Genomic DNA, 20323 nt, shown 5'->3' with positions numbered 1-20323 from the left:
TCTAGTTGGATCGGGCGGTGATCCACACCGTCAGGGCCACGATCGCGCCGAGGCCGAAGATCCAGAGGAACAGGCCCTCTGCGACCGGCCCGAGGGAGCCGAGCGCGAATCCGCCCGGGGACGGGTTGGCCTCGATGTACTTGAGGTACGAGATGATGTCGCGCTTGTCCTCGGGCGAGATGTTCAGGTCGTTGAAGACCGGCATGTTCTGCGGGCCGGTGACCATCGCCTCGTAGATGTGCGCCTCGGTCACGCCGCCCAGCGGGGGAGCGAACTTGCCCTCGGTGAGCGCGCCGCCGGCTCCGGCGACGTTGTGGCACATGGCGCAGTTGATGCGGAACAGCTCGGCGCCGTTCGCCGCGTCGCCCTGTCCGTCGAGGACCTCGCCCTCGGGGATCGCGGGGCCGGGGGCCAGCGACGCGACGTAGGCGGCGAGCTCGCCGACCTGCTCGTCGGTGAACTGCACCGGCTTCTCGAGCGCCTGGGGGCCGTGCATCTGCATCGGCATGCGGCCGGTGCCGACCTGGAAGTCGACCGACGCCGCGCCCACTCCGATGAGGGAGGGAGCGTTGTCGGTGCCCGCGGCGTCGAGGCCGTGGCAGGTGGCGCAGTTCGCGGCGAAGAGCTTCGAGCCCTCGTCGATCGTCTGCTGGCTGGTGGACGACGTCTCCGCCGAGGCGGACGTCGCGACGCCGACCGCGGCGTAGGTCCCGCCGGTGAGCCCGAGGCCGATGGCGATCAGGGCCAGGGTGGCGAGCGGGTGGCGGCGACCCTTCTTGGCTCGGCTCTTCGTCTTCGGGGAGGCCATCGAGGCGTCCTTCCTGCGGGGGTCGGGAGTGGAGTGGGGCATCGGCGGGCGCGTCACTTGAGGAAGTAGATGACGGCGAACAGGCCGACCCAGACGACGTCGACGAAGTGCCAGTAGTACGAGACGACGATGGCGCTCGTCGCCTCCTTGTGGCCGAAGTTCTTGACCGCGAAGCCGCGGCCGATGACGAGGAGGAACGCGATGAGGCCGCCGGTGACGTGCAGGGCGTGGAAGCCGGTCGTCAGGTAGAAGGCGGAGCCGTAGGCGTTGCTGGAGAGCGTGACGCCCTCGGAGACGAGGGTCGCGTACTCGAGCACCTGGCCGGAAACGAAGACCGCGCCCAGGGCGTAGGTGAGGAAGAACCACTCGACCATGCCCCACTTGAACGGGCTGAGGCCCGTCGCGCGCGGCTGCAGGCGCTCGGCGGCGAACACGCCGAACTGGCAGCTGAACGACGAGGCCACGAGGATCACCGTGTTCACGCCCGCGTAGGGGACGTTGAGGATCTGGGTCTCGGCGCCCCAGAGCTCGGGGGAGGTGCTCCGCAGGGTGAAGTAGATCGCGAACAGGCCCGCGAAGAACATGACCTCGCTGCCCAGCCAGACGATCGTTCCGACCGCGACCGGGTTGGGTCGGTTCACTACGGGCGCGGTGGCCGTGGGGGAGAGAGAGGTGCTCGTCACACAGACCATTATGGCCGATGGCACGGGAGGGAAGTCGCACTAGCCGGGAGGCGATCCTCGTCGCATAATCTGGGAGCCATGTCGGAAACCCTGTCCTGGCCGCACGTTCTCAGCGCACTCCTCGAGCCCTCCGATCTGAGCGTCTCCGAGGCGACGTGGGCCATGGAGCAGGTGATGGAGGGCGCGGCGACTCCGGCGCAGCTCGCCGGACTGCTGGTGGCCCTCCGGGCAAAGGGCGAGACCGTCGACGAGATCGTCGGCTTCCGCGACGCGATCCTCGACCACGCGGTGCCGCTGGACGTGGACCCGATGGCCCTGGACATCGTCGGGACGGGCGGGGACCGCTTCGGGACCGTCAACATCTCCTCCACCGCGTCGATCATCGCGGCCGCCGCCGGCACGCCCGTCGTGAAGCACGGGAACAAGGCCGCGTCCTCCTCCTCCGGCTCCTCCGACGTGCTCGCGGCACTCGGGGTCGACCTCTCCCTCTCTCCCGAGCGGGTGGCCGAGGTGTTCCGGCGGACGGGGATCGCCTTCGTCTTCGCGTCCCTCTTCCACCCCGGCTTCCGGCACGCCGGTCCGGTGCGCGCCGAGCTGGGCGTGCCGACGGTGTTCAACTTCCTCGGCCCGCTCTGCAATCCGGCGCGTCCCGAGGCGTCGGCGGTCGGAGTGGCGCACCTCGACCGGGTGCCGCTGGTCGTCGGCGTGTTCCGGACGCGCGGGGCGACGGCTCTGGTGTTCCGCGGGGACGACGGCCTCGACGAGCTCACCACCACGGGTCACAGCCACATCTGGGAGGTGTCGCGCGGCTCCGTGGTCGAGCACGACCTCGACCCGCGCGACCTGGGCCTGCCCCGCGCGCGGATCGACGAGCTGCGCGGCCGCGACGCCGCCTACAACGCGAGCGTGGTGCGCTCGGTGCTCGCGGGAGACGCCGGCCCCGTCCGCGACATCGTCCTTCTGAACGCGGCCGCGGGCCTCGCGGCGTTCGACCTGGCGCGCGACCCGGACCTGGTGCGCACGCCCGTCCTGGAGCGCCTGCGGACGTCGATGGACCGCGCGGCGGAGGCCGTCGACTCCGGGGCCGCCACGGCCAAGCTCGAGGAGTGGGTCCGCGAGACGCAGCGCGCCGTCGTCCCGCTGCCGTAGGCGCGAGCGCAGGGCGTAACGTGGGGCTGCTGTCCGCGACGGTGCGGGCGGCGATCCACCACGCGCCGGATCGCCCGCAGGTCACGGGTCGCCCGAGTGGTGGCCCGATCCTGGAGGAGACCTCGATGAAGAAGCTCATCAACGACCCGAAGAACGTCGTCACGGAGTCGGTGGCCGGCTTCGGCCTGGCGCACGCCGACCTGGTCCGGGTGGTGTCGGATCCCCTGTTCGTGGTGCGGGCCGACGCGCCCCGCTCGGGCAAGGTGGGCATCGTCAGCGGAGGCGGCAGCGGGCACGAGCCGCTGCACGCGGGCTTCGTCGGATTCGGGATGCTGGACGCCGCCGTCCCCGGTCCCGTCTTCACCTCGCCCACGCCCGACCCGATCGTCGCGGCCACGCAGGCCGTCGACGGCGGCGCGGGTGTGCTGCACATCGTGAAGAACTACACCGGCGACGTCCTGAACTTCGAGACCGCGGCCGACCTCGCCGGCGCCGAGGGGATCGAGGTGCGCAGCGTGATCGTCGACGACGACGTCGCGGTGAAGGACTCGCTCTACACCGCGGGCCGCCGCGGCGTGGCAGGCACCGTGCTGGTCGAGCGGATCGCGGGCGCCGCGGCCGAGCGGGGCGACTCCCTCGACGAGGTCGCGACGATCGCCGAGACGGTGATCGCGAACGTGCGCTCGATGGGCGTCGCCCTCACGCCGTGCATCGTCCCGCACGCGGGCGAGCCGAGCTTCGAGCTGGGTGAGGACGAGATCGAGATCGGCATCGGCATCCACGGCGAGCCCGGCCGGGAGAAGATCGCGCTGGAGCCGGCCGACCGCATCGTCGACCGGATCCTCGGTCCGATCCTGGAGGACCTGCCGTTCTCCTCCGGGGACGAGGTGCTGCTCCTGGTGAACGGCATGGGCGGCACGCCGCAGATCGAGCTGTACCTCGCCTACCGCCGCGCAGCCGAGGCGCTGGCCGAGAAGGGGATCACCGTCGCACGCAGCCTCGTCGGCAACTACACGACGTCGCTCGAGATGCAGGGCTTCTCGCTCACCGTCCTCAAGCTCGACGACGCCCTGACCGAGCTGTGGGACTCCCCCGTGCAGACCGCGGCGCTGCGGTGGGGACGCTGAGCGCCCGCGCGCACACCATGACCGGAACGACAGCCGCAGGAGCGGCGCACGAGGAGGAGACGACCATGCAGGACGCACAGGGAGCCGGGCTCGACGCGGCGTGGGCGACGGCGTGGATCCGCCGCGCCGCCGAGTCGATCGCGGAGCACCGGGTCGAGCTGATCACGCTCGACCGGGCGATCGGCGACGGGGACCACGGCGAGAACATGGACCGCGGCTTCCAGGCCGTGGTCGCGAAGCTGGACGGGGCGCCGGAGCAGGGGCTCCCGGCGGACGTGCTCAAGCTGGTCGCGACGACGCTCATCTCCACCGTCGGCGGCGCCTCGGGCCCGCTGTTCGGCACGGCGTTCCTGAAGGCCTCCGCCGCGGTCGCGGGCGAGGACGCGCTCGAAGGCGCTGACGTCGCAGCTCTCCTGGCCGCGGCGAGGGACGGCATCGTGCTCCGCGGCAAGGCCGAGGTGGGCGACAAGACGATGGTGGACGCGTGGACGCCGGCGGTCGACGCGGCCGCGGCCGCCGCCGAGGAGGGAGCGGCTCCGGCCGACGTCCTCGCCGCGGCGGCGGAGGCGGCGCAGAAGGGAGCGGAGTCGACGGACCCGCTGGTCGCCCGCAAGGGACGCGCCAGCTACCTCGGCGAGCGCGCCATCGGGCACCGTGATCCCGGCAGCGTGTCGACCGTTCTCCTGCTCCGCGCAGCAGCCGAGGCGGCGGCGTGAGCGTCGGGCTGGTCCTGGTCTCGCACAGCGCGCAGCTGGCGGAGGGGCTGGGCGAGCTCGCGGAGCAGATGGCGGCCTCGGTCGCGCTGGTCGCCGCGGGCGGGACGGACGACGGCGGCATCGGCACCAGCTTCGACCGCATCACGGCGGCCCTGGCGGAAGCGGACTCCGGCGAGGGGGTCGTCGTCCTCTGCGACCTCGGCTCGGCGATCATGACGGCGGAGACCGCGGTCGAGTTCCTCGACGACGACGCGCGCGCCCGGGTCCGGATCGCCGACGCCCCGCTGGTGGAGGGGGCGGTCGCGGCCGCCGTCGCCGCGGGCACGGGGGCGTCGCTGGACGAGGTGCTCGCCGCCGCGGAGTCGGCCCGGGTCGAGACGCTCGCTGCTCCCGCCGAGGAGGCCTCGCCCGGTGACGAGCGCGTGCAGCGCCGCGTCCGCCTCATCAACCCGAACGGCCTGCACGCCCGTCCCGCGGCCGACTTCGTCACGCTCGCCGCCACCTTCGACGCCCGGATCGACGCGAACGGCAAGGACGCCACGAGCCTGCTCGGCGTGATGTCGCTGGGGCTCGACCGCGGGGACGAGGTCGTCCTCTCGGCGTCGGGGCCGCAGGCCCACGAGGCGGTCGGCCGGCTCGGCGATCTGGTCGAGTCGGGCTTCGGCGAGGTGTAGCGCGCCGTCGACCGGTCCAGGGACCGCGGAGGCGCCTCCTCCTACGCTGAGCGCATGGCCCTCCGCGGAACCCGACCCCCGTCTGTCCTGCTCCGCCGACTCGTCACCGTCCCGCGCGTCGTGCGCCGGGCGGACGCTCGTGCGGCCCGGCGGCTGAACGCCCGTCGCCCGTCGCCCGTCGTCGACGGGGCGCTCGTGGGGCTCTCCCGGGCCGCGGACCACGGAGTCCTCTGGGCCGGCGTCGGCGTCCTGCTGCTCCTGGCGGGCCGTCCCCGCGAGGCTCTGCGGGGGACCGCCTCGCTCGCCGCGGCCAGCGCGCTCGCGAACCTGGTCGGCAAGCGCGTGTTCGGCGGCGACCGGCCGCTCCTCGTCGACGTCCCGGTCGGCCGGCGCCTGGCGACGGTGCCGACGTCGGCGTCCTTCCCCTCGGGGCACGCGGCGAGCGCCGCTGCCTTCGCCGCCGGGGTCGCGCTCGAGTCGCCCCGAGTGGGGGCGGCGGTCGCCCCGCTCGCCGCCGCCGTGGCCTTCTCCCGCCTGCACGTCGGCGTCCACTGGCTCTCGGACGTCCTCGGCGGCGCGGCGCTCGGCGCGGCGGTCGCGGTCGTCGGCCGAGCCGTCCTGCCGGCCGAGCCGCGCCACGTGCCCGTCTCGGAGCGCGCGACCCGGCCCCCCGTCGACCGCAGCCCGCTGGGGGACGGCGCCGCCCTCCTCGTGGTCCTCAACCCCGGCGCGGGCCGGGACTCGCACCGCCCCGATCCCGAGCCGCTGGTCCGAGCCCGGTTCCCGAAGGCGCGCGTGCACCGGCTGACCGAGGGGGAGGACCTCGCCGACGTGGTGCGCGAGGCGCGCTCGGGGGACTCTCCGCCCCGGGTGCTCGGGATCTACGGCGGGGACGGGACCATGTCGGTCGGTGCCGCTCTCGCCCGCGCCGAGGGGATGACGCTGCTCGTGCTGCCGGGCGGGACCATGAACCACTTCGCGAAGGCGCTGGGGCTGCTCACCGTCCAGGACGCGCTCGACGCGGCGACGATCGGCGAGCGCCGCGACGTCGACGTGGCCGAGGTCGTCGCGGACGGGGGAGACCCGGTCACGGTGCTCAACACGGTCTCGATCGGCGTCTACCCGGAGTTCGTCGCGGCCCGCGAGAAGCGCGAGAAGCGGATCGGGAAGCCGCTCGCCGCCGTGATCGCGGCCCTCTCGGTCGTGCGGCGCACCGATCCGTTCGAGCTCCGGCGCGACGGGCGCACGCAGCTCGTCTGGTCGTACTTCGTCGGGGTGAACCAGGAGCACCCGCGCACGGCCGCCCCGCTCGCCCGGCGTCGGCTCGACGACGGCCACCTCGACGTGCGCATCCTGCACTCAGGACGGACTCCTCGCACCCGGGGAGCGTTCTCGCTCCTGCTCGGCCGTACGGCGACCCCGGTGGTCGGCCGTGTGCCCGGCTGGCGGGCACCGGTGGTGGAGTCGTTCTCGACGCCGGAGATCACCGTCGGCGCGCGCCGACCCGCGGGGGACGACCCCGAGTGGGCGCACGACGGCGAGACCGAGCGCTTCGACGGCTCCCGCGACGGATTCGACGAGGCCGTGGTGCGGATCGTGCCGCTGGGCCTGCGGGTCTACGCGACCGCGGACTAGGGGGCGGTGCCGGCCCGGTCCCCGCCGTCCGGATCCGCCAGCAGTTCGGCCAGCGCGTCGAGGGCGGCGACCTGCCCGGCCACCACCAGCGAGCGGGCCTCGTCGAGCGGGTGCCACCGGGCGTCCTCCAGCTCGGGGAAGCTGCGCAGCACGCCGGAGCCCCGCGGCCACTCCAGCTCGAAGGTGTTGCTCGCGACGAAGGCCGTGTCCGCGTGTCCGCGCCCGGCGAAGACCGTGACGGTCTTGGCCGCGCTCTGCCGGAACGCGCCGAGGAGGGTCAGCTCCCCGACGGGCGGAGGAGCGCCGGTCTCCTCCTCGAACTCGCGGCGCGCGGCGTCCAACGGCGTCTCGTCGCCCGTGTGCACGCCCTTCGGGATCGTCCACGCGCGGGGGCGCCGGGTCCAGAAGGGGCCGCCCATCCGCCCGAGGAACACCTCGGTGCCGGAGGGGCCCTCGCGGTGCAGCAGGATCCCCGCGCTCGTCACCGCGGCCATCGCGTCTCTCCGGTCATCCCGCCATCCTGCCCCGCGCCCGTGGAAGGATCGGCAGGACCCGCCCGCGACCGCACGGAGTGAACATGCACGACCACGAGATCCTCCGACAGCTGCGCGACGCGCTCGGCGACGCGGTCCTGACCGAGGGCCCCCGGTTCGAGGCCGTGCACACCGACAAGTCGGGCTTCTCCGCACCGGGTCGCGCGCTCGCGCTCGTCGCTGCCCGCTCGGTCGAGGACGTGCAGGCGGCGCTGCGCATAGCGACGGAGCACCGGCTCCCGGTCGTGCCGCGCGGAGCGGGAACGGGCCTCGCTGCCGGGGGAGTGGCGAGCGAGGGAGCGCTCGTCCTCTCGACCGCCGCCATGGACCGCATCCTCGAGGTGTCGCTCGAGGACGAGCTGGCGGTGGTCGAGCCCGGGGTCATCAATCAGGCGCTGTCGGACGCCGTCGCTCCGCACGGCCTCGTCTTCTCGCCCGACCCCGCGAGCCGCGCGATCTCGAGCATCGGCGGCAACATCGCGACGAACGCCGGGGGGCTGCTGTGCGCCAAGTACGGCGTGACCCGCGAGGCGGTGCTCGGGTTGACGGTCGTCCTCCCCGACGGACGCCTGCTCCGCACCGGCCGCCGCAGCGTGAAGGGAGTCACCGGGTACGACCTCACCGCGCTCCTGACCGGCTCCGAGGGGACGCTGGGCGTCATCGTGGAGGCCACCGTGAAGCTCCGCCCGATCCCGACCGGCCGCGTGGTCACGGTCGGCGCGTACTTCCCGAGCGTCGTCGCCGCGGCCGCCGCCTCCGCCGCGATCACCGCCGCGCGGCTCCGTCCCGCGGTGATGGAGCTGATGGACGAGGCGGCGCTCGCCGCGATCTCGCGCTACACCGGAGCGGCCCTGGACCGCGGTGCCGCCTACCTCCTCGTCCAGACGGACGGCGGAGGAGCGGCGGAGGAGTCGCAGCGCGTCCTCGAGATCGTGACCGCCTCCGGGGGCGCCGCCGAGGCGACCGAGGACCCGGCCGAGGGCGAGGCTCTGCTGGCCGTCCGCCGGGCCTTCCACCCGGCGCTCGAGGCGGAGGGCCGCGTGCTGATCGAGGACGTCTGCGTGCCCCGCTCCGCGCTGCCGGCGATGTTCGCGGCGATCCGCGGCATCGAGGAGCGGACGGGGCTCAGCATCCCCACCGTCGCCCACGCGGGGGACGGGAACCTCCACCCGAACTTCGTGCTGCCCGCGGGGGACGGACCCGTGGGGGAGGACGTCTGGGACGCCGCCGCGGAGCTCTTCCGCACGGCCCTGGCCCTCGGCGGCACGCTCACGGGCGAGCACGGCGTGGGACTGCTCAAGCGGCGCTGGCTGGCGGAGGAGCTGGGCGAGGACTCGCTGGCGCTCCAGCGCGGGATCAAGGCCGTGTTCGACCCGCTGGGGATCATGAACCCGGGGAAGGTCTTCTGAGGAGGGCGCCCCGGGCTACAGCAGCTCGGCCGTGATCATCGAGGCGGTGAGCACGATCGTCGCCGCGGACATGAGCCAGTAGAGGACCGTCTCGCGCCAGGACCCGGCGGAGCCCAGGACGGGCAGCGCGGCGTAGCCGCCGGTGGTCCAGACGTGGCGCAGCGGTGTCCGGCGCAGGCGCCGCGGCAGGCGCACGCGCAGCGGCCACAGCCAGTTGATCCCGCCGGTCGTGAGGGCGTCGCCGGCCACGTGCACGAGGTAGCCCAGCGTCGCGGCGACCCGGAGCCACGCCCAGGTGCCGTCAGCGAGCGCGACGAGCAGGACCGTGACGACCGTCGCCCCGGCCCAGGCGATGCGCCAGGAGGGGGCGGCCCGGACGGCCTTCGCGGCGAACGCGAGGGCGGGCAGCGTGAGCACGGCGGCCACGGCGACGGGGCCGACGACCGGCACCGGGAAGCGCAGCGCCGTGAGCACCGGCACCAGGTACCAGACGACGGCGACCGCGAGCAGCGAGTGCATCCCGTGCCGGTGCCCTCCGCTGATCCGGCCCGCGGTCGCGGTGAGCAGGGAGGCGCCCGGCGCCGAGCGGGAGACGGTCGCGCTCGCGTGGTCCGCGTCGGGCACCAGGGCCCAGCCGGCGGCGACTCCGAGGCCGACCAGCCGGAGGTCCAGTGGGAGACCCGCGAGGCCGAGGGGCCCGGCGACGGCGGGCAGGGAGGCGGCGACGGCCCAGGCGAGCGCACCGGAGACGGCGTGCGAGCGGCCCATCATCGCGGGTCGGCTCCTTCGACTGGGCGCTGCGAGGCCGGAGGACGACCGCGGCGGCACGAGAGAACCCCCGGCCGAGTGCGTGAGCACGGACCGGGGGTGAGGGTGGGCGATACCGGACTCGAACCGATGACCTCTTCCGTGTGAAGGAAGCGCGCTACCAACTGCGCCAATCGCCCAGGGGGACGTGCTGGACGACCCGAGAGACGATCGTAGCGGATCCGCGGGGCCCGGATGCACCGCCGACGCCCGCCACGCCCGGGTGAACGGACGGCGACGAGCCGGTTTCGCGCGGAAAGACGCGGATCGGACTCCGAGCGGCGGGATCGGCGTCCGCTCGATTTGGATTCCGGCGCCGCTGTCGTATACATTCTTCTAGGTCGAGCCGGGCAGCGAAAGCGCCGGACAGACAGCAAGACAGCACGGCACGCAAAACGGCAACACCAGTACGACCTACATGCGGATGTGGCGCAGCGGTAGCGCATCACCTTGCCAAGGTGAGGGTCGCGAGTTCGAATCTCGTCATCCGCTCGAACACCGGTCCTCGGACCGGCGTCATCGGGACGGCACCCTCGGGTGCCTCCCACCTGGTCGGCCCTCGGGCCGCCGACACCGAATCCCGTACACGGTGGATTGGCCGAGAGGCGAGGCAGCGGCCTGCAAAGCCGTATACACGGGTTCGAATCCCGTATCCACCTCGATCGTTCACCGAACGAGGCGCTCCGCACGGAGCAACGGGCGATTGGCGCAGCGGTAGCGCGCTTCCCTGACACGGAAGAGGTCACTGGTTCGATCCCAGTATCGCCCACCACGAGAACCCCCGGCCCCTGGCCGGGGGTTCTGTCGTTCCCGGCTCCGGCGCTACCCTCGCAGGATGCCCGCCCCGATCCCCGTCGACGACCAGGGCACCCTCCTGCGGCTCGTCTCGCGGGACGACGGACCGGCCCTCGCCGCCGCGTACCGGCGCAACCGCCGGCACCTCGCGCCCTGGGAGCCGACGCGCTCGACCCGCTTCTTCGAGGCGGGGGGCCAGACCGACGCCGTCGCGGACGCGCTCGCCGCGCACCGGGCCGGCAGCGTCCTCCCGCTCGTCCTCGACGCGGGCGGCGTGATCGTCGGTCGGCTGACTCTCGCGAACATCGTCCGCGGCGCCTTCGACAGCGGCGATCTCGGCTACTGGCTCGACAGCGGTCTGAAGGGCCGCGGCGTGATGACCCGCGCGGTCGGAGCCGTCCTGCGCACCGCGCGTGAGGATCTGGGGCTGCACCGCGTGCAGGCCGGGACGCTCCTCCACAACGTCGGATCGCAGACCGTGCTGCAGCGCAACGGCTTCGAGCGGATCGGCGTCGCGCGGCGCTACCTGCGGATCGCCGGGGAGTGGCAGGACCACGTCCTCTTCCAGGCGCTGCTCGAGGGCGGCCCGCTCCAGCCTCCGCCGACTCCGCTCGTCTAGGGTGAGCGGCGCCGGCCTTCTCCCGGCGCTCCGAGCGGGAGGGACGCGCCCATGACCACGCGGCACATCGGCGGACGAGAGTTCGACTTCGAGCGGCAGGTGGCCGTGATGGCGGTCGTGAACCGCACGCCCGACTCCTTCTACGACAAGGGCTCCACCTTCGCCCTGGACAGCGCCATCGCGGCCGCCGTGCGCGCCGCGGAGCTCGGCGCCGACTGGGTCGACATCGGCGGAGTGCCGTTCGGCCGCGGCCCCGCCGTCACGCTCCAGGAGGAGCTCGACCGGGTGGTCCCCGTCGTGGCGGGCATCGCGGAGCGGAGCGACGTGGTCGTCTCGGTGGACACGACGAGCGCCGAGGTCGCGCGCGCGAGCATCGCCGCGGGCGCCTCCGTCGTCAACGACACGAGCGGGCTGCACGACCCCCGGATGCTCGAGGTCGTCGCCTCCTCCTCCGCCCAGCTCGTCATCACCCACAGCGTGGGCGCCCCCCGCAGCGAGCCGGAGAGACCCGAGTACGACGACGTCGTGGCGACGGTGGTCGACCACCTGCGGAGCCGCGTCGATCGCGCGCTCTCGGGTGGAGTGCCTGCCGGGAGGATCATCGTCGATCCGGGTCACGACCTGAACAAGAACACCCTGCACACGCTCGAGCTCACCCGCCGGCTGGGCGAGGTGGCCGCGCTCGGCTTCCCGGTGCTCGCCGCGGTCTCCAACAAGGACTTCATCGGCGAGGCGCTGGACCGGCCGCAGGGGGAGCGCCTCGAGGGCTCCCTCGCCGCCGCGGTGATCTGCATCCTGAACGGTGCGCGGATCGTGCGCATGCACGACGTGCGCCAGGCGGTGGACGCCGTGCGGATGACGGAGGCGGTGCTGGGCTGGCGGGCGCCCGTCTTCCTCCGCCACAACGTGGAGCCGGCGGCGTGAGCGCCCGCATCGACGGCCTGTCGCCGGCCGGGCAGGACCTGTCCGACGAGGCTCTGCTGGCCCTCTACGCGGACGGGGCGGGCGAGGAGTGGCTCCGGGTCAACTTCGTCGCGAGCGTCGACGGAGCGGTCACCCGCGACGGCGTCTCGGGCGATCTCGGGGGCGCGGCGGACCTGCGCGTGTTCGACCTGCTCCGCCGGCTCGCCGACGTCGTGCTCGTCGCGGCCGGCACGGTGCGGACCGAGGGCTACGGTCCGATGGTGCTGAGCGACGAGTCCGTGCGGGCCCGGCTCGGCACCGGGCTCGCCCCGCAGCCCGTCTTCGCGATCGTCTCGGGGTCGCTCGACCTCGATCCCGCCTCGCGGATCTTCACCGAGGCGCCGGTGCGCCCGATCGTCGTGACCACCGGCTCCTCGCCGGCCCGCCGCCGCGCGGAGCTCGCCGAGGTCGCCGACGTGCTCGTCTGCGGCGACGCAGAGCTCGACGCGACGCGGATGCGGGCGCAGCTCGCGGAGCGGGGGCTCGGCAGGATCCACTGCGAGGGCGGTCCGTCGCTGCTCGGGACCCTCCTCGCCGCGGACGCCGTCGACGAGCTCTGCCTGACCGTCGCTCCGACGCTCGAGGCGGGGGACTCCGGGAGGCTCGCCCGCGGCGACGTCCCCGGACCGCGCCCGCAGCACCTGGCGCACGTGCTCAGCGCCGGCGACACGCTGCTCCTGCGCTACCTCCGCCGGCGCTGACCCGCCCTACTCGCGGCGCCGCTCGTTCCCGTCGCGCTTGGCCTCGGAGGCCGGACGGGCGGCGATCACGGGGTGGGCGCCGGTGAAGCCGTCCCGGGCGGACGCGATCGCCAGGATGCGCGGCTTCGCGACGTGCCAGCCCACGATCAGGGCGGGCACGCCGACCACCGCGACGATCCCCACGGTCCAGGTGCCGGTCGGGAAGTCGACGGCGATGAGGACCACCACGATCACCAGGAACGCCAGGGTGAGCCACGAGGTCACCGGGGAGCCGGGCATCCGGAAGGACGGGCGCTCCAGGCGCCCCTGGGCCGCCCAGCGCTGCAGCTGCATCTGGCAGAGGACGATCATGCCCCAGCCCGTGACGATGCCCAGCGCCGAGACGTTGAGGACGATCTCGAAGGCCTCGGACGGCACGAAGAGGTTCAGCACGATCCCGATCAGGGTGATGCTCGCCGTGAGCAGGATGCCGCCGTAGGGGACGCCCTGCTTGTTCATCCGGCCGGTGAAGGCGGGGGCGGAGCCGTTGAGCGCCATGGAGCGGAGGATGCGGCCGGTCGAGTAGAGCCCGGCGTTGATGCTGGAGAGCGCGGCCGTCAGCACGACGAAGTTCATGATCGATCCGGCGATCTCGCCCGAGGAGCCGTCGCCCAGCGAGCCGAAGAACGTGACGAACGGGCTCTCGCCCTTCGAGTAGGCCGTGTAGGGCAGCAGCAGTGTCAGCAGCAGCACCGAGCCGACGTAGAAGACGGCGATGCGCAGGATGACCGAGTTGATGGCGCGCGGGATGACCTTCGCCGGCTCCGCGGTCTCGCCCGCCGCCGTGCCGACCAGCTCGACTCCGGAGTAGGCGAACACCACGCCCTGGACGACCAGGACGCTGGCGATCAGGCCGCCGGGCAGGATGCCGCCGTTGTCGTTCCAGAGGCTGATCCCGGGGTCCACGGAGACGCCGCCGGACTGCAGCGGCCAGCCCGCGGCGAGCACGACGACGCCGATCACCAGGAAGACCACCAGCGCCGTGACCTTGATCAGCGCGAACCAGAACTCCAGCTCCCCGAAGACCTTGACCGAGACGAGGTTCAGCGAGAGCACGACGACCAGGGCGATGAGTGCGAGGAGCCACTGGGGCACGGAGGAGAAGAGCGACCAGTACTTCACGTACAGGGCCACCGCGGTGACGTCGGCGATCGCGGTCATCGCCCAGTTCAGGAAGTACATCCATCCGGCGACGAAGGCGGCCTTCTCGCCCAGGAACTCGCGGGCGTAGGAGATGAAGGAGCCCGAGCTCGGCCGGTGCAGGACCAGCTCGCCGAGCGCGCGGAGGATCAGGTAGGCGAAGACGCCGCAGACCGCGTACACGACGACGAGCGAGGGACCGGCGGTGGCGAGTCGGCCGCCCGCGCCGAGGAAGAGGCCGGTGCCGATCGCGCCGCCGATGGCGATCATCTGCAGCTGCCGGGGCTTGAGCCCGGGACGGTAGCCCTCCTGCTCCTTCGAGAAGTCGGGCTGCACGGGCCCGCGGTCGTCGTCGCTCTGCGTCACGGGGGCTCCCTCGTCACCGGATCGCGCCGGGCGGCTGCTCCGGCACGCCCGTCAGGGTAAGGGCGCGCTGCTCGGAGGAGGCGGGTGGCGCGGTCCGCGGCATGCGGATCCTCTCAGGATCGGGGCGCCTACCCTGGGGGCATGAGCGGTCCGGACCTCGCACGGCAGTTCTCGCTCGACGGCGTCCGGATCCCGTCGCCGGCGAGGCGCCTGAACGGCGGCACCGATCCGGCGCTCGTCTGGCGCAACGAGCTCGACGGGCTGACCTTCCGCGTGGACGCCGGGTACCTGAAGTGGAATCCCCGGTCCACGGGCGTCGACCTCCGTCGCGAGATCGCGCGTCTGCGCTGGCTGGAGGGGCGGATCGACGCGCCCCGGATCCTGGAGGCGGGCGAGGACGAGGAGGGGCAGTGGCTCCTCACCGCACCGCTGCCCGGGCAGAGCGCCGTCGATCCGAAGTGGACAGCCCGGCCGGAGGAGGCCGTCCGCGCGATCGCGGCCGGCCTGCGGGCGGTCCACGCGCTCCCCGTCGACGCGGTGCCCGAGGAGCTGCGCGGCGACTCCTGGTTCGCGCGCCGGCCGTCGGCGCTCGGCGCGGCTCCGGAGCTCGTGGACCCCGTCGTGGTGCACGGCGACGCGTGCGCTCCGAACACGCTGGTCGACGACGACGGACGCTGGAGCGGCACGGTCGACGTCGGCGACCTGGGCGTGGGCGACCGCTGGGCGGATCTGGCGGTCGCCGCGGTCAGCCTCGGCTGGAACTACGGCCCCGGCCACACCCCGCTGCTCCTCGCGGAGTACGGAGCGGATCCGGACGACGAGCGCGCGGCCTACTACCGCGCGCTCTGGTCGTCCGAGTCCTGAGTCATTTCTTCTTCGCGGCCTCGTCGTCCTGGGCCGCGCCCTCGTCGCTGCGGTTCTCGCTCGCCAGGCGCAGCCAGCGTCCGTCGCGGACGTCCTTCTCGTGCACGGCCGCCTTCTTGTCGCTCGCGGCGGTGTCGCGCGGGGGGAGCTGGATGGTCTCCTCCGCCTCGATGCCCGCCTGCAGCTCGCGTCCGCGCTCGAGCTCGGCGTCGAACTCCGCGCCGAAGAGCAGGGCGATGTTGGTGATCCAGATCCAGAGGAGGAAGACGATCACCGCGCCGAGCGAGCCGTAGGTCTTGTTGTAGTTGGAGAAGTTGGCCACGTAGAACGCGAAGCCGGTCGAGGCGATCAGCCAGATCGCCAGGGCGACGATCGATCCGATGCTGATCCAGCGGAACTTCGGCTGGCGGATGTTGGGCGCCCAGTAGTACAGGGTCGCGACGATCACGATCGCGATGACCACGAGCACCGGCCATTTCGCGATGTTCCACACGGTGAGGGCGGCGGGGCCGAGGCCCACGACGTCGCCGACGGCGGTCGCGACCGGTCCGCTGAGCACCAGGATGAGCGCCGCGATCACGATCAGGACGACCGTCACCACGGTCACGCCGAGCATCGTCGGGCGGAGCTTCCAGAAGGGGCGCCCCTCGTCGATCTGGTAGACGCGGTTCATCGCGCGGCCGAAGGCGCCGACGTAGCCGGAGGCGGACCAGATCGCTCCGACGACACCGGTCACGAAGGCGAGACCCGCGGCGGAGGAGCTGGTCAGCGCCTGGATCGGGTCGCGCAGCAGGTCGACGACCTCGCTCGACGCGAGGTTCCCGATCAGGTCGAGCACCAGATCGGTGGTGGCCTGCGCCTGGCCGAAGAGCCCCAGCACCGACACGATCGCGAGCAGGGCGGGGAAGAGCGCGAGCACGGCGTAGTAGGTGAGCGCGGCGGCGAGGTCGGTGCACTGGTCCGCGCCGAACTCGCGGGCCGTCTTCTTGAGGACGTAGAACCAGGAGCGCTTGGTGATGTCGGTGACGTCGTCGGACTTCCGGGAATCGTCGGGATCGGGCGCTGTCTTCTCGCGGGTCGTGCTCTGCTCGGCCATGCGGACACGCTACGGGGCCGACAGTCGTCGGACGGCCCCCTTGACGGCGCGGCCGGTCGTGTCGCGGGTCAGGCCCGGCGCTGGCGCGCGGCGGCGAGGGTGCCGAAGAGGAGAAAGGAGCAGGTCGTGGCGAGGACGGTCAGCAGGGGAGCCTCCCAGCCGCCGCTCGCGTCGTGCGCGAAGCCGATGACGGTCGGGGCGGTGGCGGCCACGGCGTAGCCGATGCCCTGCACCGTGGCCGAGAGCCGCGACGCGTGGGCGTCGGAGCGGGAGAGCCGCACGACGAGCACGAAGACCACCGTGAATCCTCCGCCCTGGGCCGCGCCGCCCAGCACGCACCAGAGCGCCCAGAGCTGCGGGGCGAGCAGCAGCCCCGCCGGCACTGTGCACCAGAGGAGGCCGACGAGCACGATGCTCCCCAGGGGTCCGAGCCTCCGGACCAGGAGCGGGACGCCGAGGGCGCCGGCGACCGCGGCGAGCTGGAACACCGAGGCGCTCGCGCCCGCGGTCGCGATCGAGAAGCCGTTGCGGTCGACGAGCAGCGAGGGGAGCCACGCCGTCACTCCGTAGTACGAGAACGCCTGGCTCGAGAAGCAGAGCGCGAGCGCCAGCACGGTCGCGCTGCGGAAGATCCGCGGAGCCGGTGCGGCCGGTGCGCGGTCGGCGCGGGACGGGCGGGGAGTCGGACGCAGGGCCGCCCGAGGCCCCACGGCCACGAGCCAGCCGGCCAGAGCGAGGGCGTTGAGGGCGAGCCAGACGAGCAGGGCGCCTCGCCAGCCGAGGGTTAGAGCGAGCGGAGCGGTGCCGAGCGAGGTGATCGTCGAGCCGATGTTGAGGGCCGCGGTGTAGACGCCCGTCGTGAGGTCGACGCGCTCGGGAGCGACGTCCCGCCGGATCACGACGGGGAGGACGACGTTGCCGATCGTGATGGAGACGCCGATCAGGATGGTGCCCGCCACGGCCGGTCCCACGTCGCCGATCGATCGGACGATCGTGCCGAGCGCGACTCCGATCACCGTGACGGTCACGGCGGCGTCGGGTCCCGCGCGGCGGATCACCAGGAGGGCGAGCGGAGTCGCCAGGGCGAAGCAGAGCACGGGGATGCTGGTGAGGATCCCCGCCTGGCCCGCGGACAGCGCGAGGTCCTCGCGCACCGCGTCGATGATGGGCGCGACGGCGACGATCGGACCGCGCAGGACCAGCGCGACCAGGGCGACCGCCACGACGAGGAGCCAGGGAGCGCTCCGGCGCGCGGTCATCGGGGCGTCGAGGGCCGCGGCACCCCGGTCAGCCGGTCAGGCCGGGGACCCCGGCCGAGAGGTTGCCGACGATGGTGAAGACGCCCGACACCAGACCGAGGATCCCGGTGACGAGTCCGGCCGTCGCGAGCCCGCGACCGCCTCCGACGAGCGGTGCGGCCGCCCGGCCCTTCGCCGAGAAGACGACGGCGAGGATCGAGGGGATCAGCAGCGGATTGATCAGCAGGCTCAGGACGCCGAGCACGAGGCTCGCGATCGCCATGGGGTTGCGGCCCGCCGCGGAGGACGGGGCGGACGGATAGGCGTACAGCTCCTGCTCCGGAGCGCCCGGGGGCGTGCCGTAGGCGGGAGCGGGCGCCGAGGAGGACGGGCGGGACCGGTCCGTCCACGCCGCGCCGTCCCAGTAGAGCTCCGAGCCGAGGTCGGCCGGATGCGGGTACCACCCGGGCGCGGGCAGCGGAGCGGAGTCGTCGGGCATGGGGCGAGTCTAGAGCGGCGCCGATCAGCTCTTGGGCTGCTCGATGCCGAGCGCGTTCCCGTCGGGATCGAGGATCCAGGACGCCCAGACGCTGCCGCGGTCGGCCACGCCGTTCTCGGTGCGCAGCTCGTCGCTGTCGTAGTCCTCCGGAGCCACGCCCCGAGCCGCCAGCGCGTCCAGCTCGGCGCGCAGGTCGGCCACCCGCCAGGCGGCCTTGGTCTGCTCGTCCTTCGAGCCCGTGGTGCTGGCGGTGACGGTGAGCCGCGTGCCGCCGCAGGAGTAGGCGATCGCCGACTCGCTCTCCTCGAGGACCTCCAGTCCCAGGGAGCCGGCGTAGAAGGCGGGGGAGGCGGCGAGGTCGCGGGAGAGCAGAACGGGGCCGATGGGGGAGTCGGAGAGCACGGTGAGTCCTTTCGTCGGTGGGCCTCCAGTCGACGCCCGCTGCGGTCCGGCGCGGAAGGGGTTGCCACCGGGCCGGCCGGAGGGGGCTGGCGCGGCAGAATGGCCTCGGCCGTGCCCGCCGCGCGGCCGGGAGGAGCCCTCATGAGCTGGACCATCGACGAGGTGGCGTGGACCCACCCGGACGCCGAGCGTCTGCGCGACGCGCAGCGGTGCGAGCTCGACGAGCGCTACGGCAACGACGACCACGAGCCCGGCACGCCGCCCTCGGCCGACGACGTGCCCGTCTTCCTCGTCGCCCGCGACGCGAGCGGCACGGCGGTGGCCTGCGGCGGACTGCGGCCTCTCGACGACGACGTCCTTGGACCGGGGGCGATCGAGGTGAAGCGGATGTTCGCCGACCGCGCCGCCCGCGGCACCGGAGCGGCCACGGCCGTCCTGCGCGCGCTCGAGGCGCGGGCGGCCGCTCTGGGCACGACGCGCCTGGTGCTGGAGACCGGGACGCTCCAGCCCGACGCGATGCGGTTCTACCTCCGGGAGGGCTACCACGCCATCCCGCCGTTCGGCGCCTACATCGGGTCCGAGCACTCGGTCTGCTACGCCCGCGATCTCGCTCCCGGCGCCTGAGCGTCAGCGGCGCAGGGTCTCCACCGGGTACTCGCCGAAGCGGCGGTGGTACGCCCCCGAGAAGCGGCCCTGGTTGAGGAAGCCCCAGCGCGCGGAGACGGCGCGCACGGTCTCCTCGCCCGGAGCGCCCTCGCGCAGCTCGACGCGCGCCCGGTCGAGACGCACGCCGCGCAGGTAGCCGAGCGGAGTGTCGCCGAAGTGCCTCCGGAACGCGGCCTGCAGCGCCCGCGGAGTGAGCCCCGCCGCTGTCGCGATGTCGGACACGGTGACGGGCGACGCGGCGAACGCGTGCAGGAACTCGGCGGCACGCAGCAGGTGCTCGAGCCCCGGCCGCAGCACCTGCGCCGGAACGACGACCGGCCGGTGCGCGAAGGTCGCGGGCAGGTGCAGAGCGACGCCGCGCTCGGCCGCCACGAGCTGCAGCGCTGTCGCCTCGCGGCCCGACCGGAGGACGCCCGCGAAGTCGTCGACCGCCCGCCACCAGCCCGGGAGTGCCGACGCGGAGGCGATCGAGCGGTGGTCGAAGACGAGCGGCAGCGGCACGCCGTCGCCGGCCTCGGACGCGACCTGCTCGAGGAGGCCGGCGGCCACGTGCACGAGCCGCTGCTGGAAGTCGCGGCTGACGAACTCGAACGGACGCGCGCTGGGGAACACGACCGGCCGCCCCGGCAGGTGGACGATCCGATCGCCCTCCGGGTCCACCACGCTCGTGCCGGAGAGGAACCACGAGACGACGTACTCGCCCGCCGGACGCAGCCCCCCGGACACGGAGCCCCGGAACACAGACGTCCGCAGGCTCACGCCCTCGCTCCCGGAGACGTCGTAGCGGAAGGAGAAGGGCCGCTCGACCGGTTCCGTCCGGAATCCCGACCCGCCGTAGCCGTCCGAGTAGAAGCGCCGCGCCTCCTCCAGGTCGGCCCCGGAGCGCGTGAAGCGCTGCAGCGCAGGACCGGCACCCATCGGACCAGGATGCCACCTGGACGGATTGCGCACCGGTCGCCCCCGCGCCCCTCTCCGGGGCACGTCCTGTCGGCAGGGTGACGGGGTCGGACGACACGGACGGAGACGCATGGAGATCAGCGCACGCAGACTCGCGGCACGCGACGCGGTGGCCGTCGTCGCCGTGCTCGCCGCACTCGAGGGGGCGCTCGCCGTGGACTCCCTGCCGCCCGGCCTGGAGGAGGTCCTCCTGCACCAGCTCGAGCGCAGCTCGCTCGTGCTCCTCGGCGCCGACCGGGACGAGCTCGCCTCCGCTCTGCGCGCGCTCGGCGTCCGCGTGCTCGACGCGCTCGGGTAGAGGCCGCCGCCGACTACAGTCGAGGGGTCAACCGAGCCCGAGGAGTGCCCGCACGTGTCGAACGAACCGTCGAATCCCGCAGAGAACGAGTCCCACTCGGTCGTCACCGAGGCGGGCACGGGATTCACGCACTTCACCG

At 73.4% G+C, this 20323-nt stretch carries 22 protein-coding genes and 4 tRNA genes; 15 read left to right on the top strand and 11 right to left on the bottom strand.

Going from position 1 to position 20323, the window contains the following annotated elements; genetic code table 11:
* Nucleotide 1: 1 nt before the first annotated feature.
* Nucleotides 2-808 carry a c-type cytochrome gene (locus tag C5C53_RS09295; protein ID WP_104224648.1) on the bottom strand — a complete coding sequence of 269 codons (807 nt, stop codon included), beginning with the start codon at nucleotides 806-808 and terminating at the stop codon, nucleotides 2-4.
* Nucleotides 809-861: 53 nt separating this feature from the next.
* Complete coding sequence (locus C5C53_RS09290; RefSeq protein ID WP_104224647.1) at nucleotides 862-1500, bottom strand: heme-copper oxidase subunit III; 639 nt, start codon at nucleotides 1498-1500, stop codon at nucleotides 862-864.
* 69 nt (nucleotides 1501-1569) lie between these two features.
* Here C5C53_RS09290 and trpD point away from each other — a divergent pair, with 69 nt between their 5' ends.
* From trpD to C5C53_RS09265, 5 genes are all read left to right on the top strand, one after another.
* Complete coding sequence (trpD, locus tag C5C53_RS09285; RefSeq protein WP_104267387.1) at nucleotides 1570-2640, top strand: anthranilate phosphoribosyltransferase; 1071 nt, start codon at nucleotides 1570-1572, stop codon at nucleotides 2638-2640.
* Nucleotides 2641-2765: 125 nt separating this feature from the next.
* Nucleotides 2766-3767, top strand: a complete 1002-nt coding sequence (gene dhaK / locus C5C53_RS09280) for a dihydroxyacetone kinase subunit DhaK (protein ID WP_104224645.1) — start codon at nucleotides 2766-2768, stop codon at nucleotides 3765-3767.
* 65 nt (nucleotides 3768-3832) lie between these two features.
* Entirely contained in the window at nucleotides 3833-4483 is a 651-nt protein-coding gene (gene dhaL, locus C5C53_RS09275; protein WP_104261619.1) for a dihydroxyacetone kinase subunit DhaL, read from the top strand.
* Nucleotides 4480-5157: a dihydroxyacetone kinase phosphoryl donor subunit DhaM gene (dhaM, locus tag C5C53_RS09270; protein ID WP_104267386.1), complete on the top strand. Its 678-nt coding sequence runs from the start codon at nucleotides 4480-4482 to the stop codon at nucleotides 5155-5157. Before dhaL ends, dhaM begins: the two co-directional genes overlap by 4 nt.
* Before the next feature lie 54 nt (nucleotides 5158-5211).
* Nucleotides 5212-6792, top strand: coding sequence for a bifunctional phosphatase PAP2/diacylglycerol kinase family protein (locus C5C53_RS09265; RefSeq protein ID WP_104239316.1), 1581 nt, complete (start codon nucleotides 5212-5214; stop codon nucleotides 6790-6792).
* Here the strand turns inward: C5C53_RS09265 and C5C53_RS09260 are convergent.
* Nucleotides 6789-7286 carry an NUDIX domain-containing protein gene (locus C5C53_RS09260; protein WP_104246759.1) on the bottom strand — a complete coding sequence of 166 codons (498 nt, stop codon included), beginning with the start codon at nucleotides 7284-7286 and terminating at the stop codon, nucleotides 6789-6791. The genes C5C53_RS09265 and C5C53_RS09260 overlap by 4 nt on opposite strands.
* Nucleotides 7287-7369: 83 nt before the next feature.
* Here C5C53_RS09260 and C5C53_RS09255 point away from each other — a divergent pair, with 83 nt between their 5' ends.
* Nucleotides 7370-8734, top strand: coding sequence for an FAD-binding oxidoreductase (locus C5C53_RS09255; protein ID WP_104267385.1), 1365 nt, complete (start codon nucleotides 7370-7372; stop codon nucleotides 8732-8734).
* A gap of 15 nt (nucleotides 8735-8749) precedes the next feature.
* Here C5C53_RS09255 and C5C53_RS09250 read toward each other — a convergent pair whose 3' ends face one another.
* Nucleotides 8750-9505, bottom strand: a complete 756-nt coding sequence (locus C5C53_RS09250) for a metal-dependent hydrolase (RefSeq protein WP_104267384.1) — start codon at nucleotides 9503-9505, stop codon at nucleotides 8750-8752.
* 103 nt (nucleotides 9506-9608) lie between these two features.
* Nucleotides 9609-9681 (bottom strand) — tRNA-Val (locus tag C5C53_RS09245).
* A gap of 280 nt (nucleotides 9682-9961) precedes the next feature.
* Here C5C53_RS09245 and C5C53_RS09240 point away from each other — a divergent pair.
* From C5C53_RS09240 to C5C53_RS09215, 6 genes are all read left to right on the top strand, one after another.
* Nucleotides 9962-10033, top strand: a tRNA-Gly gene (locus C5C53_RS09240).
* 96 nt (nucleotides 10034-10129) lie between these two features.
* A tRNA-Cys gene (locus tag C5C53_RS09235) sits at nucleotides 10130-10200 on the top strand.
* Nucleotides 10201-10238: 38 nt separating this feature from the next.
* A tRNA-Val gene (locus C5C53_RS09230) sits at nucleotides 10239-10313 on the top strand.
* A 63-nt stretch (nucleotides 10314-10376) separates the two neighbouring features.
* Nucleotides 10377-10955: a GNAT family N-acetyltransferase gene (locus C5C53_RS09225; RefSeq protein WP_104267383.1), complete on the top strand. Its 579-nt coding sequence runs from the start codon at nucleotides 10377-10379 to the stop codon at nucleotides 10953-10955.
* A 51-nt stretch (nucleotides 10956-11006) separates the two neighbouring features.
* A complete protein-coding gene (folP, locus tag C5C53_RS09220) occupies nucleotides 11007-11879 on the top strand; it encodes a dihydropteroate synthase (RefSeq protein WP_104267382.1) in 873 nt (290 codons plus the stop codon).
* Nucleotides 11876-12619 carry a pyrimidine reductase family protein gene (locus tag C5C53_RS09215; RefSeq protein ID WP_104267381.1) on the top strand — a complete coding sequence of 248 codons (744 nt, stop codon included), beginning with the start codon at nucleotides 11876-11878 and terminating at the stop codon, nucleotides 12617-12619. The genes folP and C5C53_RS09215 overlap by 4 nt, the downstream gene beginning before the upstream one ends.
* 6 nt (nucleotides 12620-12625) lie before the next feature.
* On the opposite strand, the gene C5C53_RS09210 is transcribed toward C5C53_RS09215, so the two are convergent.
* The gene (locus C5C53_RS09210) at nucleotides 12626-14164 is read right to left on the bottom strand and encodes an amino acid permease (RefSeq protein ID WP_258060039.1); all 1539 of its coding nucleotides are present in this window, start codon (nucleotides 14162-14164) and stop codon (nucleotides 12626-12628) included.
* A gap of 141 nt (nucleotides 14165-14305) precedes the next feature.
* Here C5C53_RS09210 and C5C53_RS09205 point away from each other — a divergent pair, with 141 nt between their 5' ends.
* A complete protein-coding gene (locus C5C53_RS09205; protein ID WP_104267380.1) occupies nucleotides 14306-15028 on the top strand; it encodes an aminoglycoside 3'-phosphotransferase in 723 nt (240 codons plus the stop codon).
* A gap of 1 nt (nucleotide 15029) precedes the next feature.
* Here the strand turns inward: C5C53_RS09205 and C5C53_RS09200 are convergent, their stop codons facing one another.
* The 4 genes from C5C53_RS09200 to C5C53_RS09185 all read right to left on the bottom strand — a co-directional run bounded on the left by C5C53_RS09200 (nucleotide 15030) and on the right by C5C53_RS09185 (nucleotide 18263).
* Nucleotides 15030-16124 (bottom strand): YihY/virulence factor BrkB family protein, encoded by a 1095-nt coding sequence (locus tag C5C53_RS09200; RefSeq protein WP_104267379.1) that lies wholly within the window; start codon nucleotides 16122-16124, stop codon nucleotides 15030-15032.
* A gap of 68 nt (nucleotides 16125-16192) precedes the next feature.
* Nucleotides 16193-17383 carry a CynX/NimT family MFS transporter gene (locus C5C53_RS09195; protein ID WP_104267378.1) on the bottom strand — a complete coding sequence of 397 codons (1191 nt, stop codon included), beginning with the start codon at nucleotides 17381-17383 and terminating at the stop codon, nucleotides 16193-16195.
* Nucleotides 17384-17411: 28 nt separating this feature from the next.
* A complete protein-coding gene (locus C5C53_RS09190) occupies nucleotides 17412-17861 on the bottom strand; it encodes a DUF2510 domain-containing protein (protein ID WP_104267377.1) in 450 nt (149 codons plus the stop codon).
* A 24-nt stretch (nucleotides 17862-17885) separates the two neighbouring features.
* Nucleotides 17886-18263 carry a VOC family protein gene (locus C5C53_RS09185; protein ID WP_104267376.1) on the bottom strand — a complete coding sequence of 126 codons (378 nt, stop codon included), beginning with the start codon at nucleotides 18261-18263 and terminating at the stop codon, nucleotides 17886-17888.
* Between the two features lie 141 nt (nucleotides 18264-18404).
* Here C5C53_RS09185 and C5C53_RS09180 point away from each other — a divergent pair, with 141 nt between their 5' ends.
* A complete protein-coding gene (locus tag C5C53_RS09180) occupies nucleotides 18405-18887 on the top strand; it encodes a GNAT family N-acetyltransferase (RefSeq protein ID WP_104225442.1) in 483 nt (160 codons plus the stop codon).
* Between the two features lie 3 nt (nucleotides 18888-18890).
* Here C5C53_RS09180 and C5C53_RS17110 read toward each other — a convergent pair whose 3' ends face one another.
* Nucleotides 18891-19847, bottom strand: coding sequence for an AraC family transcriptional regulator (locus tag C5C53_RS17110; RefSeq protein WP_219813970.1), 957 nt, complete (start codon nucleotides 19845-19847; stop codon nucleotides 18891-18893).
* 109 nt (nucleotides 19848-19956) lie between these two features.
* On the opposite strand from C5C53_RS17110, the gene C5C53_RS09170 reads away from it, so the two are divergent.
* The gene (locus C5C53_RS09170) at nucleotides 19957-20184 is read left to right on the top strand and encodes a hypothetical protein (RefSeq protein ID WP_104267375.1); all 228 of its coding nucleotides are present in this window, start codon (nucleotides 19957-19959) and stop codon (nucleotides 20182-20184) included.
* Nucleotides 20185-20323: the final 139 nt, after the last annotated feature.

Source organism: Rathayibacter sp. AY1E3 (assembly GCF_002932235.1).
GTDB lineage: Bacteria > Actinomycetota > Actinomycetes > Actinomycetales > Microbacteriaceae > Rathayibacter.
This window is presented reverse-complemented; position numbering and strand designations above follow the sequence as displayed.

Coding starts and splice junctions, on each gene's coding strand:
- C5C53_RS09295 (WP_104224648.1), bottom strand. CDS start 808: ATGGCCTCCCCGAAGACGAAGAGCCGAGCCAAGAAGGGTCGCCGCCAC.
- C5C53_RS09290 (WP_104224647.1), bottom strand. CDS start 1,500: ATGGTCTGTGTGACGAGCACCTCTCTCTCCCCCACGGCCACCGCGCCC.
- trpD (WP_104267387.1), top strand. CDS start 1,570: ATGTCGGAAACCCTGTCCTGGCCGCACGTTCTCAGCGCACTCCTCGAG.
- dhaK (WP_104224645.1), top strand. CDS start 2,766: ATGAAGAAGCTCATCAACGACCCGAAGAACGTCGTCACGGAGTCGGTG.
- dhaL (WP_104261619.1), top strand. CDS start 3,833: ATGCAGGACGCACAGGGAGCCGGGCTCGACGCGGCGTGGGCGACGGCG.
- C5C53_RS09265 (WP_104239316.1), top strand. CDS start 5,212: ATGGCCCTCCGCGGAACCCGACCCCCGTCTGTCCTGCTCCGCCGACTC.
- C5C53_RS09260 (WP_104246759.1), bottom strand. CDS start 7,286: ATGGCCGCGGTGACGAGCGCGGGGATCCTGCTGCACCGCGAGGGCCCC.
- C5C53_RS09255 (WP_104267385.1), top strand. CDS start 7,370: ATGCACGACCACGAGATCCTCCGACAGCTGCGCGACGCGCTCGGCGAC.
- C5C53_RS09250 (WP_104267384.1), bottom strand. CDS start 9,505: ATGATGGGCCGCTCGCACGCCGTCTCCGGTGCGCTCGCCTGGGCCGTC.
- C5C53_RS09225 (WP_104267383.1), top strand. CDS start 10,377: ATGCCCGCCCCGATCCCCGTCGACGACCAGGGCACCCTCCTGCGGCTC.
- folP (WP_104267382.1), top strand. CDS start 11,007: ATGACCACGCGGCACATCGGCGGACGAGAGTTCGACTTCGAGCGGCAG.
- C5C53_RS09205 (WP_104267380.1), top strand. CDS start 14,306: ATGAGCGGTCCGGACCTCGCACGGCAGTTCTCGCTCGACGGCGTCCGG.
- C5C53_RS09200 (WP_104267379.1), bottom strand. CDS start 16,124: ATGGCCGAGCAGAGCACGACCCGCGAGAAGACAGCGCCCGATCCCGAC.
- C5C53_RS09195 (WP_104267378.1), bottom strand. CDS start 17,383: ATGACCGCGCGCCGGAGCGCTCCCTGGCTCCTCGTCGTGGCGGTCGCC.
- C5C53_RS09190 (WP_104267377.1), bottom strand. CDS start 17,861: ATGCCCGACGACTCCGCTCCGCTGCCCGCGCCCGGGTGGTACCCGCAT.
- C5C53_RS09180 (WP_104225442.1), top strand. CDS start 18,405: ATGAGCTGGACCATCGACGAGGTGGCGTGGACCCACCCGGACGCCGAG.
- C5C53_RS17110 (WP_219813970.1), bottom strand. CDS start 19,847: ATGGGTGCCGGTCCTGCGCTGCAGCGCTTCACGCGCTCCGGGGCCGAC.
- C5C53_RS09170 (WP_104267375.1), top strand. CDS start 19,957: ATGGAGATCAGCGCACGCAGACTCGCGGCACGCGACGCGGTGGCCGTC.